Raw genomic sequence first — 16031 nt, forward strand, 5'->3', positions numbered from 1 at the left:
CATCGGTGTACCTATGTCGCTATGATGATCATTCAATCCTTCAATAACTCAATCCAAATTAGACAGGGGGGAAATTGTAAGAAATTTTCACGGCCTTTTTCCTCTCTCCCTGAGCATTGTGCTTTGGACTAAGTGTACAATATAAGCATTTTTTGGTGTAGATGCAATAGTAGTTTGCGGTTACAGGGTGTTATAAAGGGATAAGAATTTTACAAGTGAGATGGCCCTCGCGCTTAATGGATATCATTTGAGCATGGACGCTTAACGGTATATGCTGTTGCAATCTTTTTCTTTAAACTATCGACCGTGTTTTCCAATTTTAAAACCTTGACATTTATTAAAGAATCGTTCTGTTTTAGCTTCGAGACAAGCACGGTTTCTTTTGAGAGATTGATTTTCAAATCGTCTGCTTTTTGTTTACCACAAAAAACATTGATGATAAAAAAAATGATACCAAGAAAACAGGTTTTTGCTTGCCAATCGAAATATTGCTTTGTGCCGGTTATATTCCAGTTCGAGGTAAAACCATCCTTTCTGGCCTGATTAATTCCTTTGCCGCCGAAATAAATGCTAACAACGAAAGACAGAAAGGGTGAGGTATCCGGAATCCTTTTACCTAAACCTGCACTGATGCCTGTCATTTTTCCCGGCCGGTCAGAATATTTTCCAGCCTGGTTCTTTTCACATAATTTTTAAAACCGAATGATTGTGCAAGTGCGGTCAGTTGCTCGTCTGACAGGCCTTTGAACAAATTACAATATTCGGGCACGAGCGCATCAGCTATGAGAATATGCCGCACCAGCAGCGCTATTTCCCTTTTTTGACCTTTGGGATAAGGGTTATATGCCGGAAATTCTTTAGCGAACAATTGTTCCAACGGATCTATAACCTGCCTGATGTTTTTATCGTTAGAGCCCCATGCATCGGCGCCCAATGAATCTTTGCGGGCCAGGAATTTTGAGATCAGTTTTCGGTAGGGCGTACTTTTATCCTGGTACATGATAGCCTGCAAGCCCAAATCCTTATAGAGCCAGATGCACCAGCTTACTTTGTATTTATGATAGTAGGCTAACTGGTCTTTCAGCACCTGGTAGCGCACCTCATCTTTTTGCGGGTCGCCGGTGTAAACCGGGCCAAACTCCCCTACCCATATCGGCGCATGATGTGAGATCATGAATTGACTTTTAGCGAGAAAATCTTTTTCAATGGTATCCCTCGTGTAGTACCGGTTATTGTTGTAGCCCGGATACTCTCCACCAAAACCCGGGCTTGCATAATCATGGTTAGCGTATACTACGTTATCCCATACCTCGGTAAACTTGCTAAAATCAGCCGCATAGCTGTCTCCTTCCAGGAAGAGGATATGATTGGCATCGATCTTCCGGATGGCATCCCGCAACCTTTTGTAATACGGGAAGAGCTTTTCGCCGGTTGGTTCGGCAGGCTCGTTTATCAAATCGTATCCTGCTACCCAGGGTTCGTTTACATACCGTTGGGCTATCACCTCCCACAGGTGCAGGGCCCTGTCCTGGAACTCCTTGTGTATCCAGAAGGACGCAACATGGGTAGGGTTATCGCTGTGCCAATGCTGATTCTGCGCCCCGGGTAAGGCATGCAGGTCGATGATGGTGTAGATATGGTGCCTTGCGCATCTGGCTATTACGCTGTCGAGGTAGGCAAATGCGCCTTCCTTAATAACGCCCGGATTCATATCATCCTCAAAAAGATGATAATTAATGGGGATGCGAACTAAGTTTAACCCAAGGTGCTGTATATAAGCTGCGTCAGGCTCGGTAAAGTAGCTTTTAAGAAACGTATCGAAATAAAGATTGTATTTCTTTTCGCCCAATACCGCCCTCAGCCCTTCCCGCATCGTTTCTTCGTTTGACGCGTAACCGTCAATGAAATTTTCCATGTGGAGCATTCCCCCCAATCCAAAACCACGCAGACAAACGGTATCACCCTTTTGATTGACAATCTGATCACCCGAAACCCGGAGCCGGTTCTCGTTTCCCGAACCCGGCGAGGTTTTATTATTGTCAGAACACGAAGTAAATAACAGGGCCGGAAGAATAAATAGCAGTAGATGTTTTGCTGGTATCATTGTTTTTAGGTTTAAATTAGGCTCAGAAAATATATGCAGAACCGGGTAATTTATTCACATCCAACCAGCCTTTTCTGTTACTGACAATTTCGCGACCCGAATTCAGACTTGTATGGTATGAAATAAGTAAAAAATAACCTATTAACAAATATAATATTCTATCTTGACAAAAAATTTAGTTTGACTGTGACAATAGCGATCAAAACAGATTTAAGCTCACTCAACGAAAGCCAACGCGAAGCGGTTATCAGTGAAGACAAGCGGCTTTTAGTTTTAGCTGGCGCCGGATCGGGCAAGACAAAAACACTTTTACAAAAACTCATTTACCTTATTGAAGAAAAGGGCGTAAGCCCCTCAAATATTCTCGCCATCACGTTCACCAAAAATGCAACAAACGAAATGATCGATCGGCTTATCATTTCGGCAGACCAAAGTGGTGGATACGAAAGGCAACTATTTGATAAGAGAAGAAGTTTTGCTGATAAACAACAAGAAAGATTTACTCAACAGAAAAAGTATAAATGGATTGAAGGATTGACAATTAAGACGTTTCATGGTTTTTGTTTTTCAATTCTTCGCAATTACGGAGTCAATGAGTTTGATAACAAGTTTCGAATTATCGGTGATGAAAAAAAAGATGCGGAAGAGGAGCTTTCAAAATATGCTGCGCCGGAGATAGTTTTCGAGGTAATGCACAAATTGCTGATCGAACAATGTGAAAATACAGAATATTTATTGCAGCTCAAACGGTATATACTTGATTATTTGATAGATAAAATTCATTTAAAACAAGTCGACCCTCAATATTTGCCAAAAGATGGAAAGTATTTTACTACACTTAACGGAACTAAAGTCCGTTCTAAATCCGAACAATTCATTGCAGATTGGTTTTATCGGCACAGTATCAAATTTGAATATGAACCTTTATTAAACGTTAAAGATTTCTCTTTTACCCCAGATTTCTACATTCCTGATGCTAATCTTTATATTGAGCATATCAGCGATAAAAGTTATCCGATGAGAGACAAGGAGGAACAATTCAAAAAGGGGAATCTGTTATTGGTAAAAACGTATGAGAGCATGACGAAAGATTCTGCTCTGTTCAACCACACACTTGATAACATTGTAAAAAATCGCTTGCCTGCCGATTATCACAAAACCGTTTCAATAAATTTCAAAGAAGAATTTCACGGCTATCAGGAAGATGTAAAAGACTTTGTTCAACAGGTCATTCGCATAACCGACATGATCAAAGTTGAGAACATCGACATAGACACTGTCTTAGAAAAAGCAAGAAAAGACCAACACGAAAGAGTGCGCAACTTTTATGAGTTGGCAATTCAAATCGTAAAAAAATATAATCATTACTGTACTAATAAATCTTATCTTGATTTTAACGACTTAATTTCGACAAGTACTTCACTGTTTAAAAATCATATTGATATAGCTAACAGATATAAGAATAAATATCAATACATCCTGGTTGATGAATTTCAAGATGTAAACAACCTGCAAGTTGAGCTAATCAAACTCTTACTTACAGAGAGCACGCAACTTTTTTGTGTTGGCGACGATTGGCAAAGTATTTATGGTTTCAGGGGATCTAATGTAAGTTACATAGTTGAATTTGAAAGTCATTTTACCAATGCCCGAACTATCAAACTTAACTTGAATTATCGCAGCACCCAAAATATTGTCGGTGCAAGTAACGAAGTTATTAAACATAATAAGTTTAAAGTTGATAAAGATGTTTACGCTTCAAAAAGATCTGAACATAAGATTGTTGTATACTCCGGGGCAACTGAGGAGGAAAATATTCAGTTCTGTTTTGATAAAGTGAAAGAGTTGTTGAAAGATGGGTTAAATAACGAGGACATTCTATTTCTATACCGAAGAAGTAAAATGTTTGCACCTTACTTTTATCGTTTTAAAGATGAGCACATTAAAGTTTCTTCAAAAACAATTCATGCTGCCAAGGGGCTAGAGGCTAAAGTTGTCTTTATAATTGGGTTAAAGGAGGGTCACGGTGGATTCCCTGACATCTGGTTAGAAGACAGAATTTTTCATGTGATTAAAAAGGCAAACCACGATTTGCTTATAGAAGAGGAAAGGCGGCTGTTTTATGTTGCAATAACCAGGGCTAAGGACAAATTATTCTTAATCACGGAAAAAGGAAATGAATCAAGTTTTTTGAAAGAAATTCCTGAGATATTTACTGTTAAGACAAGTACGCCGATCAAATCTGTCGTAGAAAAAGTAATCACTTGCAGCAAATGCTTCAGCCAACTTGAAAATCTTTGGGTAGTTTGCCCATATTGCGGTGAGAAAACAAACAAAGAGGAAAATAATGACAAATAAACTTAACCCCAGCAATTCCGGTTAAACTTTTCAGAACCATTAGAAACAAAACAACAAACCCCAGCCTTTTGGCTGGGGTTTGTTGTTTTGTGGAGCCGGAGGGATTCGAACCCTCGTCCAAACATGGTATAAGGTACGCTTTCTACATGCTTATCTGTTATTTAATTGTCGGGATGAAGAAGGTTAACCGATTACCTGTACCGCATCCTTAGGTACTGTTTCTCACCTGTTTGCCGTACCCCAAACAAGCCAGTTTCATTTTTCGATGCCCCTGGTGCCGCTGCAATGAAACAGAACAACGACGGGACAAAAGCTATTCTAATTCTAAATTAGGCAGCTAAGGCGTATTGATTTTCGCCATTTGAAAGTTTGAGCGTTCAGATTAAAGCGCTAATTCACCCAACGCGCTGCATGCTTACATACTTATCTCCATCCTGTCAATTCCGGTCGACCCCATCTTATTAGTGGCAGTACTGAGTTGCAGTAGTAGCGATAAGTTTACAAAGATACGCATTTTGTTACAGTAAAACTTCCTTACTGCCACTAAAAACTGCCACTGCTACTACTTTCTTCCCGGGTACACTTTCAAAGCTTCTTCCAGGCATGTCATTGCTTTCTTCAAATCATCTGTATTCAAAACGTATGCCATTCTCACCTCGTTGGTACCTGCCCCCTTAGTGCTGTAAAAACCTGTAGCCGGAGCCATCATCACTGTCTGATTGTCATAACTAAATTCTTCCAGCATCCACTGGCAAAATTTATCGGCATTATCGATAGGTAATTTGGCCACCACATAAAATGCACCGCCCGGGTTTGGGCAAAACACGCCATCCATTTTATTAAGGCTCTCGACCAAAATATCGCGGCGGTTGGTGTACTCGGTATTAACGGCAGTAAAATATTCGTCGGGCGTATCAACAGCGGCCTCGCCTGCTATCTGCTCAACCATGCCGGGGCTAAGCCTCGCCTGCGCAAATTTTAACGCTGCCGACAGGATTTCTTTGTTCTTCGTGATCATACAACCTAAACGTGCGCCGCAAGCGCTATAACGCTTGCTTACCGTATCTAAAACAACCACATTGTCATCAAGCCCGTCCAGGTGCATCGGCGAGGTAAAGGTACGGCCATCATAGCAAAATTCGCGGTATGCTTCGTCGCTAAACAGATACAGATCATATTTCAAACACAACTCCTTAAGGGCCCGGAGCTCTTCTTCCGAGTACAAATATCCTGTCGGATTATTAGGGTTGCAAATAATGACCGCCTTTGTTTTATCGGTAATCACTTTCTCAAATTCGGCTATCGGCGGCAACGCGAAACCATTTTCGATATGCGACAGGATAGGCTTCACTACCACATCGCTCTGGCAGGCAAAACCGTTGTAATTGGCATAAAACGGTTCGGGGATGATCACCTCGTCGCCGGGGTTAAGGCAGGTCATCATCGTAATGATAATCGCTTCCGATCCGCCGGTGGTTACAATGATCTGATCGGGTGTAATATTATAATTTAACTTGTTATAATACGCTGCGAGTTTGGTACGGTACGATAAGGTACCTTCGGATGCTGTATAAGCCCAAACCTTAAATGGGATGTTCTTGATCGCGTTAAGCATACCTTCAGGAGTTTCGATATCGGGCTGCCCGATGTTGAGATGGTATACTTTTTTTCCGTCGCGTTTAGCCTTATCGGCAAATGGAGTCAGTTTACGTATGGGCGACGCCGGCATGGCGATACCCTTGTTTGAAATTTTTGGCATTTTACAAAACTACAAATTTGCGGCAAGGCTGCATAGCCATTTCAATGGCCTGTGTTTGTATTACCGCTTTAAAAACAAAAAGCCCTGCTTAAAACGAGCAGGGCTTCGGATATTTTTACAATATAATTACGGTGCTGTACCCGTGGCTGCTCCTGTTGGCGCAGGTGTGGCAGGGGCAACTACTTCGCCTGCAATGATCAAAACTTTGGTAGGCGTTTTAGCATTTGATGTTACCACGATGCTCTTGCTGAACGGCGCAACTGCTACGGCGTTGTAAGTTATGGTGATGAGGCCTTTGTCGCCCTTTTTAACGGGTGTTTTGGTATAATCGGCAATAGTACAGCCGCAGGTTGGTTGTACATTGGTTAAAATCAGGGGTTCTTCGCCGATGTTGGTAAATTCAAACTTAGTTGTAACCGGTTTACCCTGAGGAATTTTGCCAAAATCATATTTTTCCGAAGTAAATTTAAACTCGGGTTTGTTATCTGTTTGTGCCGATGCCGTAAAGGCGAAGCCCAGTACAACGGCGCAGATCATCATCAGTTTTTTCATTTGCTTATTGATTAAAGATACTTTTCTGTATTATACGTTAAAACAGACAATAGGTTGCTTTTATTATGTACCAGGCAAAAAAAAGCCCTTTGTCGTATTTGATAAAGAGCCTATATAAATTCGGTATGGATACTATCAATTATTGAACCGTTCCTGTTGTAGCCGTACCTGTAGGTGCTGATGGCGGCGTAGCAGGAATAACTTCGCCCATAATGATCAACACTTTGGTTGGTGTTTTGGCGTTGGAAGTCACTACAATGCTTTTGCTGAAGGGTGCAGGGTTTGCAGCGTTGTACGTAATTTTGATGATACCTTTATCGCCTTTTTTAACAGGCGTTTTAGTGTAATCGGCAATGGTACAACCACAGGTTGGCTGCACATTGGTTAAAATTAATGGCTCTTCGCCTATATTAGTAAAAGCAAATTCGGTAGTAACTGGTTTATTTTGAGGTATTTTACCAAAATCGTGTTTTTCCTCATTAAATTTAAACTCAGGCTTGGTATCTGTTTGTGCCGATGCTGTAATTGTAAAGCCTAAAATTACCGCGCATAAAATCATTAATTTTTTCATATTCTTGCGTTAGATACACAAATATACTGAATTATTTAATCGTAAAAGAACAATTCAAAAAAACATTAGTTTGACAGTATAGTATAGTGTAAGCAAAATAGAATTTTATACTTTTGCCAAGTAACCCAAATTATATATGCTCGAAACAGCAGTTAACCTAACTAATAAACCCAACGCTGCATCATTAAGTTTTGAAGACTTTAAGCAGCTTGTTATCAACGATTACCGCATTGGTTTTGAAAGTCGCCAGGCCAGCCTGATAGGCCGTCGCGAGGTGCTTACGGGTAAGGCCAAGTTTGGTATTTTCGGCGATGGCAAAGAGGTTGCGCAACTGGCTATGGCAAGGGCTTTCCGCAAGGGCGACTGGCGTGCGGGTTACTACCGCGACCAAACCTTTATGTTTGCTACAGGCATGACTACCTTAAAAGAGTTTTTTGCCCAGTTATATGCTAACCCCGATATTACCAAAGATCCGTCATCGGCCGGAAGGCAAATGAACTGCCATTTTGCTACACGATCCATTGATGAAAACGGCGATTGGAATGATTTGACGCAGATGATGAATTGCGCGTCGGATATATCAACAACGGGTGGACACATGCCGCGTTTGCTGGGTTTGGCGTACGCTTCTAAATTGTACAGGCAGAATAAAGAACTATCCTATCTTAAAAAATTCTCGGTTAACGGTAACGAAGTTGCTTTTGGCACTATAGGTAACGCTTCAACCTCAGAAGGCCTTTTTTTTGAAGCATTTAATGCAGCCGGTGTTTTACAGGTGCCTATGGCTATCTCTATCTGGGATGATGCTTATGGTATATCAGTGCCGGCAAAATACCAGACAACTAAAGAAGATATCTCCGAAATATTAAAGGGTTTTCAACGCGAAGACGGCACCAACGGATATGAAATTTTTAAAGTACGCGGCTGGGATTATGTCGGCTTATGCGAAACATATGAACGCGCCATCAAAATTTGCCGTGAAGAGCATGTCCCGGTACTGATCCACGTAACCGAAATGACACAGCCCCAGGGCCACTCTACTTCCGGTTCGCACGAGCGTTATAAATCAAAAGAACGCCTGGCCTGGGAAGATGAGCACGATTGTTTGTTGCAAATGCGCAAATGGATGCTCGAATCGGCCATAGCCACGCCGCAGGAGCTTGATGAACTGGAAGAAAACGCTAAAAAGACTGTCCGCAATTACCAGCGCGAAGCCTGGAGCGAATTGAGCAGCGACATTAAGGTTGAGCTTGACCAGACCGTTGGCTTTATAAACCGCATAGCCGAAGCATCGGCATATGACGAAGAACTGGCAAAAATCGCCAACGAATTGACAGAAAGCATTGATCCCGGCCGCCGTGAGGTAATATCGGCCGCACGGAAAGCTTTGTTACTTACCGTTAAAGAAAGTTCGGAAGCCCGGAACCAGTTATTAGAATGGGTACAGGTTGAGAATGAAAAGAATAAAGAGCGCTTTAATTCCAAGCTTTTTTCCGAATCAAAATATTCACCGCTGAATGCACAGGTGGTACCAGCTATTTATGCTGAAGATGCCAGGAGTATCAATGGCAGCGAGGTGCTGAATGCCTGCTTCGAAGCCAATTTCAACCGGGATAAAAGTATTGTGGCTTTTGGTGAAGACGTTGGCGCCATAGGCGATGTAAACCAGGGTTTTGCTGGTTTGCAGCAAAAATTCGGCGATCTGCGTATTACAGATACCGGCATCCGCGAAGCGACGATTATCGGGCAAGGTATGGGCCTGGCTATGCGCGGTTTGCGCCCTATCGCCGAAATTCAATACCTCGATTACCTGATGTATGCCATGAACGTTTTGAGCGACGACCTGGCAAGCCTGAGCTATCGTACCAAAGCCGGCCAAAAGGCTCCTGTAATCATCCGCACCCGCGGGCACAGGCTCGAAGGGATATGGCACTCGGGCTCGCCGCTGGGTTTTATTCTTAACGTTCTGAGGGGCATACACATTTGTGTACCCCGTAACATGACACAGGCTGCCGGTATGTATAATACTTTGTTGCGCAGCGACGAACCTGCCCTGGTGATCGAATGCCTTAACGGGTACCGTTTAAAAGAACGCCTGCCCGAAAATGTGGGCGAGTTCACTGTGCCTTTGGGCAAAGCCGAGATAGTGCGCAAGGGCAAAGATATCACCGTTGTATCTTATGGCTCTACATTACGCATTGTACAGGAAGCAGCAGCCAAGCTGGAAGAAATCGGCATCGATATCGAAATCATCGATCCGCAAACCCTCTACCCTTTTGATACGGAGCACATTTGTGTCGATTCGCTGAAGAAAACCAACAAGCTGCTGATTGTGGATGAGGATGTACCGGGCGGCGCTTCGGCCTATATTTTACAGCATATACTGGAAGCGCAGGACGGGTATTATAACCTCGATTCGCAGCCGCGTACACTGACGGCCAAACAACACCGGCCGCCTTATGGCTCGGATGGTGATTATTTTAGCAAGCCATCGCACGAAGATGTGATCGAAGCCGTTTACGCAATGATGGGCGAAACCAATCCGGACCAGTTCCCGGCGATATATTGATCAAAAAATTCGATCTGACATACCTGTTTTATTTGTCAAAACAGGTATGTTAGTATCATCATGAGAAACCTATCATTATTACTTACTTGTTTTTTATTGTGTGTTGTATTTAATTGTTCTGCTCAAACAGAAACAAAAAAAACCTATATACGCACCACAACAACCACTTCGCGAACGCCGTTGGATACAAATCAGGTAGTTTACGACGAAAACAATAAGCCGCTAAGATATTACCAATATCAAAAACTGTTAAATACCGGCAGTTATACCATCCGGATTGATGGTATGCCGACTGACGCAGATGCGAAACGCTATCTCAAAAAGCTGACTGCCGAAGAGCGCGCCCAGCGGTTTGAACGGATGAGATCGTTTTATGTTAACAAAAGCCCCCTGTTACAGGAAAATCAAGAATTGGATATTAAGCCCTTGCTGGACGACGCTGCCACCAAACAGGAACTGGATAATAAGGTGATCGTTTTGATCTTCTGGTCGGTCGAGTGCCCGCCCTGCACCGAAAGCTTCGCCGCTTTAAACGATTATTTTAAGGAGATAGACAACCCCGACAAAATTATCATTTTAGCCCTGACCCGGGATAAAGACCTTACTGTAGCAGCAAAAATGAAGAGCAAACCGCTGGAGCATACCCGGCTGATCAATAACGCCGGTAAGATAATCGACGCCTATCAAAACAGGCAATTGCCTGCATTTGTGGTTACCGATAAGAATCACATCATTAAATTCTCGTTGGTGAACCAAGTACCCGAATTTAAAATTGCGATAAAAACTGCATTGGCAGAATAATACAATTACCTTATACATTTTTACACTATGCCTGACAATACCTCTTCCCTATCTTATATCATCAAAACCCGGCGCACCACCAAACCGCCGATGATGAATGGTAAAAAAATACCCGATGAGCAAATCTGGCAATTACTGCAACTGGCCGACTGGGCGCCTACGCACGCCAATACCGAACCCTGGCGTTTTGTGGTTTATGCCGATCCAAAAGTTTTTTGTGCCGAACATGCCGAACTGTATCGTGACAAAACACCGGCCCAGGATTTCATGCAGTTTAATTATGAAAAACTGCTCCATATGGGCGATAAGGCTTCGCATGTCATCATCGGCATCATGCAACGCGGCCCCTTGTCTAAAATACCCGTATTGGAAGAAATTGCTGCAACAGCCTGCGCTATGCAGAATATTTTGCTCGGCGCTACCGAACTCGGTATAGCCAGTTACTGGGGCAGCGGCGGCATGGCTTACAAACCCGAAATGAAAGAGTTTTTAAACCTTAAAGGCGAAGATGTAGTAATGGGTATCTTGTACCTGGGCTATACCGACAGCCAGTCAACAGGCGAACGCACCATACCCCTGGATAAAAAAGTTAAGTGGATTGGCTGATTAAAATGTGTGCTGCGGACAGGTAACCTTGTAACGGTTGTTGAGATAGATACCCAGCACAATTTCGTGAGTACCGTTGCTAACCGTATTGAGGTTCGAGGTCGTATAGTCGTACGAATAGCCAAAGCTCAAAAATGAGCCGATATTAAAGCCGACCAGCGCGGCTACAGCGTCCTGCTGGCGATAAGCAGCTCCTATCCAGAAATGATCGCGGAAAGCCATTTTCAGGTTGATATCGTAAGATGTAGGTACCGGGTTAACCTCTTTAACCATTACCGATGGCAACAGGGTAATATCATCATTTAAAAACAATTTAACACCTGCGGTCAAAAAAAAGTGAGGTACAGTTTTACCCTGGTTATACTGGGAGTTGCTACTGAAGCTGATAGTTTGGGGCAGTAATTGCTGTACCGATGCGCCGATAAAATAAGTTGATGAGTAAGCCCATAAACCTGCGCCAACATCGGGCTTGAACTGGTTATAATTACCGCCGTTTATTGCCGGATCGGAAAACTCTGTAGTAACCTCTGCCGTGTTTAATGTATAGTTGGATACACCTGCCGATACGCCCACAGCCAGGTTTAAGGTTGGCGAAAGGCCGATGTGGTAAGCATAGGTCGCATCGAAATTAGTTTGGCGTATAGGGCCCGCTTTATCGGTAACCACGGTTAAACCGATACCGTGGTGCGGTTCGGCAGCCATATAGGTTTGGGTAAACGACCGCCCCAGCGGGTTTTCGCCGTTTGATGGCGCTTGGGTGGCATCCCCTTCAAGGAAATTGCTGCCAAGCGGGGCATTTATCGTAAAAAAGGAAGTAACAGGGGCGCCTTGCAAGCCTGTCCACTGGCTGCGGTAGCCAGCTTTAACATCGGTATAATTTTCAATACCCGCAACAGCCGGGTTCACCAAAATGGGGTTAAACACATATTGGGTATACTGCGGCCTTTGCTGTGCATGTAGCTGTAAACCTATAATAACAAACAAAACTATAGTACAAATTCTCTTCATTTAGCTTATAATTATAACGATCCCCCCGGCGGCAGTTATGTTTGTCTAAAACAGCAACGTTTTATATAAACCGACTCTGCAATAACGAATTCAGTTAACTTTCAGTATGTAATTATTTACGAATATAAATTTTCTATCGTTGCTTTGCGAACAAACTTAAATCCTACCGCAAAATAGTAATATATCCCGAAAGTACCTCACGCCCGTGTTTCGGATCTATCACATAATAATACGTTCCTATCGGCAATGGCACGCCATTGTATTTACCATCCCACGGTGTGCCATACCCTATTGACGAAAATAGTAAACTGCCGTTGCGGTTATATACCTGTACGGTACAGTTGGTGTAGTCGCTCAGGTTTTTGATGTTCCATGTATCGTTCACCCCATCATTATTGGGCGTAAATGTATTTGGCACTATTGGCGGCAGCAAGACCCGTATTTTTATACTTGCAGAGGCACTACATATGCCTTTGCCCGTAACAGTCAGCGTATACGTGGTAGTGCCCGCCGGGGTTGCTACCGGGTTTAAAACATTATCGGCGTTTAGCCCCGCAGATGGCGTCCACTTGTAACTTAAACTATCGCCAACTGCAGTTGCGATGATTCGGATGCTGCGCCCGGCCAATACCGATGTATCGGGTCCAACGGTTACCACCGGTATCGGGTTTACCGTGATGGTTTGGGTTACTGTATCGGCACACTGGTTATTGGGTGTAAAAATATATGTTATAGTGTGCGTACCTACACCTGCTGCTGCCGGATCGAAGGTTGTACCGCTAACACCCGCACCCGAGAATACACCGGCCGGCCCCGGAGGACCCTGTGTTTCGGTAGCCACCAACTGAACAGGTGATGCGTTAACACACACCGGCGCCATTGCCGGGAACGACAACAACGGTACAGGTAATAATGTAATATTTACATCAACAGGGTTCGAGCATTTCGTGCCCGAATAGGCGATCATATGCACGGTATAACTCTTACTGCCGGTATAAAATGCAGGATATTTGTGGCGAAGCATCTGTCCGAAAGTCGGGCGGCTGTAGGTGACCAGTGACGTTGGATCGCTGGCATCATAATATACCTCCAGTTTGGTTACCGAACCAAAATCAACTGTCGAATTATTGATAAAAAATACTTCGTGATCGCTGCACAGTTGCGATGGGTTAACGACCGTTAATACTGCCCTGGGGTTAGCGCCATTAACGGTAAATACGGTATCCTTTTTCACACTGCAGCCATCTTTTGATGTTACAGTCAGGCTCATATTGTAATTACCGGTAGCACTGTACTGGTGCGAAGGGCTTTTTGCTGTAGAAGTATTAGGATTACCCGCCGAGGCATTAGCATCGCCAAAGTTCCACAAATAAGTAAACCGAGCCTCGCTGTTATCCGCAATAGTACTGCTATCGGTAAACTGGGCGGTTCCGTCGGTAATACAGATATCGGGCAAAACCGGCTTAACAACAGGCAACGGGTTTACCACAATGGTTTTGGTAGCTGTATTACCTGAGCAGCCCCTGTCGGTAATGTTATACAATTTGGCTGTATAACTGCCCGCCTGGGTGTAGATATGGGTAAAAGGCGAATTATTGGTTTGTGTTTGCAGCGCGCTGCCATCGCCAAAATCGTATACCCATTGGGTGATGGGCCTTTCGGCCGATGTGGACTGATCGGTAAAGGTAACCGTATGGGTTTCGCAATCGGGTTGCGATACGCTGAAAGCTGCTACAGGCGCTGGTTCTACATGTACGGTTTGTTGATACGGCGTACCGATACAACCCGTAACTCCTGTCGCAACAAGCGTTACCGTAAAATTGCCGGATGACAAATAAGTATGTACCGGGTTTTGTACAGCCGATGTGTCGCCATCGCCAAAATCCCAATGCCAGGCTGCTATGGCTTTACCCTTACCATCGGTTTGATCGTGAAACTGGATGGTATCGGCAAAACAGATATCTGTCCGTGATGAAAATTTAGCGCCTGGCGGATCGATAATATCAAAACTCATATCCACCTCTTCATCCGATCCACAGGCATCGGCCACAGGGTTAAAAGCAACCACCTTGATAGCGTAGCTACCGGCTATGGGGTAACTCACCGGTGTTGGATATTGGTAGGTATAAAGTGTCTGTGTGCCTTTGGTGGTGATCTGCACAGGCGCCGGGCCCGGGTCGGTATAAGCCGGTGAGCCGTTATTGAGATTCCAGGTAAGTTTTGTTGTTTGAAATGGTAAGGTAACATTGGCGGTAAAGTTCTGGGCTGTGCAGCCGCTGGTTACCACCTGGTGTGTAACTGGATTGGAATACTGAACGTATTCGTTCAGATCCTGCAGATTAGCGCCCGCTGCATATCCGTACGATTCGAACTGACCGAAGCCGTAGGCAATGGCATTAAACCCACCCGAAGCCGATATGTTATGCGTGCCGGCATTAACAGTAAACCGCCCGTACGAGTATGTCGGATCGCCTGTAAAGGGCGTAAAACCTGCGCCCTGGTTCACACCGTCGATTACGAAGGAAGGGGCATCGGCCGTTTTGATAATAACATTGATATAATGCGCCAGGATATTCTCTTTGGGTGTCGAGTAAAGCGTAGCCTGTTTAATGGTCTGCTCGATGGGCGTCATGAAGATCATTTCAGGATCGCCAATATCATTGCTATCATAATTACATGAATTTTGCATCTTGCCCTGGGTAACCGCATACTGGATAACCTGTATGGGTTTATCCGCCTGGATAATATTGGGCGTAGTGCTGCTAAACTCATAATAAAACCCGTTTACAAATTGCGAGGATGAGATTGGAGCGCCGTTCAGTGTAACATTGGTCGTGGGATCGCTCAGGGCGATACGATAGATATCGTAATCGCGGTTCTTTAAAGGCGAGGTGTAGTAATTTTTACCCCATGATGCTGTAGGATAAACCTGCTGGAAAAGGTTATCGGCGGTATTATTAGACTGAACATTGCTAAAACAACCGATCATGATCTTGGTGCTGCCTGAAAACACGGCAATTTTTTTACAACTGTTCCCGTTGCTGCTAATAGATTGGATACGCGTACCTGTAAGATCTGTGGCCGAGAGACCCTGGAATACTTGCCCCTTTTTTAAATTCAGTGTAAAAGGTGTATTCGCCGCCTGGCCTGTAGTCAAAGCTGCCTTGGGAGTGACCTGTACTACTGTACTATCCTCGGTAGCTACAATAACGAATGCCGAATAAGACGGTGATTCATTGGACACCTGGGTGTAATTTAACGAATAGTAGTCTTTACCCAGGGTATTGATGGGCAATACCAGCGTTGCACCCGAAACAGCTGCCGCGTGGATATGTGCAAAAACCACGATAGGCAGTACCGATGTAATATGGATACCTTTGGAGAATGTACCTGCGCTGCTTAAAAATTCTGCCTGTGGTATAACCACGGGTGTAACCTGGTTTGCTGTAACTGTAAAGTTTATAGAAGAAGTTCCATCAAAAAAACTGATGGTGCCGGTAGTGCTTACATCCGATGTAATGTAAACATCCATTTGGGCGATGGTATTATTAGCAATAATAACGCCGCGGATATTCTGCATGTATCCCAGCCAAAAGTCGGTGCCTTTGTTAGATGTATTGACCTGGGCATATCCTTTCAGAGTGAACAGGCAGGTAACAGTAAAAAAAAGTAGAGTTTTACAAATATTTTTCACCTCCGGTAA

Annotated in this window: 11 protein-coding genes and 1 other RNA gene; 4 read left to right on the forward strand and 8 right to left on the reverse strand. The window is 43.8% G+C overall.

The features are described 5' to 3' along the window. Positions 1-233 precede the first annotated feature (233 nt). Complete coding sequence (locus tag BEL04_RS05510; RefSeq protein ID WP_066001055.1) at positions 234-641, reverse strand: hypothetical protein; 408 nt, start codon at positions 639-641, stop codon at positions 234-236. Continuing rightward, on the reverse strand, positions 638-2104 hold the full coding sequence (locus BEL04_RS05515) for a glycoside hydrolase family 5 protein (RefSeq protein ID WP_083227775.1): 1467 nt from the start codon (positions 2102-2104) through the stop codon (positions 638-640). The genes BEL04_RS05510 and BEL04_RS05515 overlap by 4 nt, the downstream gene beginning before the upstream one ends. 186 nt (positions 2105-2290) lie before the next feature. On the opposite strand from BEL04_RS05515, the gene BEL04_RS05520 reads away from it, so the two are divergent. Next, positions 2291-4462 (forward strand): UvrD-helicase domain-containing protein, encoded by a 2172-nt coding sequence (locus BEL04_RS05520; RefSeq protein ID WP_217493601.1) that lies wholly within the window; start codon positions 2291-2293, stop codon positions 4460-4462. An 87-nt stretch (positions 4463-4549) separates the two neighbouring features. Here BEL04_RS05520 and ssrA read toward each other — a convergent pair. The 4 genes from ssrA to BEL04_RS05540 all read right to left on the reverse strand — a co-directional run bounded on the left by ssrA (position 4550) and on the right by BEL04_RS05540 (position 7344). Further along, positions 4550-4917: a transfer-messenger RNA gene (gene ssrA / locus BEL04_RS05525) on the reverse strand. Between the two features lie 107 nt (positions 4918-5024). Then, positions 5025-6221: a pyridoxal phosphate-dependent aminotransferase gene (locus BEL04_RS05530; protein WP_066001057.1), complete on the reverse strand. Its 1197-nt coding sequence runs from the start codon at positions 6219-6221 to the stop codon at positions 5025-5027. Positions 6222-6347: 126 nt separating this feature from the next. After that, a complete protein-coding gene (locus tag BEL04_RS05535) occupies positions 6348-6773 on the reverse strand; it encodes a DUF1573 domain-containing protein (protein ID WP_066001059.1) in 426 nt (141 codons plus the stop codon). A 139-nt stretch (positions 6774-6912) separates the two neighbouring features. Next, complete coding sequence (locus BEL04_RS05540; protein WP_066001061.1) at positions 6913-7344, reverse strand: DUF1573 domain-containing protein; 432 nt, start codon at positions 7342-7344, stop codon at positions 6913-6915. A 136-nt stretch (positions 7345-7480) separates the two neighbouring features. On the opposite strand from BEL04_RS05540, the gene BEL04_RS05545 reads away from it, so the two are divergent. From BEL04_RS05545 to BEL04_RS05555, 3 genes are all read left to right on the forward strand, one after another. Continuing rightward, positions 7481-9913, forward strand: coding sequence for a thiamine pyrophosphate-dependent enzyme (locus BEL04_RS05545; RefSeq protein WP_066001066.1), 2433 nt, complete (start codon positions 7481-7483; stop codon positions 9911-9913). A 180-nt stretch (positions 9914-10093) separates the two neighbouring features. Beyond that, the gene (locus BEL04_RS05550; protein ID WP_175404002.1) at positions 10094-10714 is read left to right on the forward strand and encodes a TlpA disulfide reductase family protein; all 621 of its coding nucleotides are present in this window, start codon (positions 10094-10096) and stop codon (positions 10712-10714) included. Positions 10715-10741: 27 nt separating this feature from the next. Next, the gene (locus BEL04_RS05555) at positions 10742-11320 is read left to right on the forward strand and encodes a nitroreductase (protein ID WP_066001071.1); all 579 of its coding nucleotides are present in this window, start codon (positions 10742-10744) and stop codon (positions 11318-11320) included. On the opposite strand, the gene BEL04_RS05560 is transcribed toward BEL04_RS05555, so the two are convergent. Both BEL04_RS05560 and BEL04_RS05565 read right to left on the reverse strand, forming a co-directional pair. Further along, on the reverse strand, positions 11321-12328 hold the full coding sequence (locus BEL04_RS05560; RefSeq protein WP_066001077.1) for a type IX secretion system membrane protein PorP/SprF: 1008 nt from the start codon (positions 12326-12328) through the stop codon (positions 11321-11323). A 163-nt stretch (positions 12329-12491) separates the two neighbouring features. Beyond that, the gene (locus tag BEL04_RS05565; RefSeq protein WP_066001079.1) at positions 12492-16022 is read right to left on the reverse strand and encodes a PKD domain-containing protein; all 3531 of its coding nucleotides are present in this window, start codon (positions 16020-16022) and stop codon (positions 12492-12494) included. Positions 16023-16031 lie beyond the last annotated feature (9 nt).

Source organism: Mucilaginibacter sp. PPCGB 2223, assembly GCF_001705515.1.
GTDB lineage: Bacteria > Bacteroidota > Bacteroidia > Sphingobacteriales > Sphingobacteriaceae > Mucilaginibacter.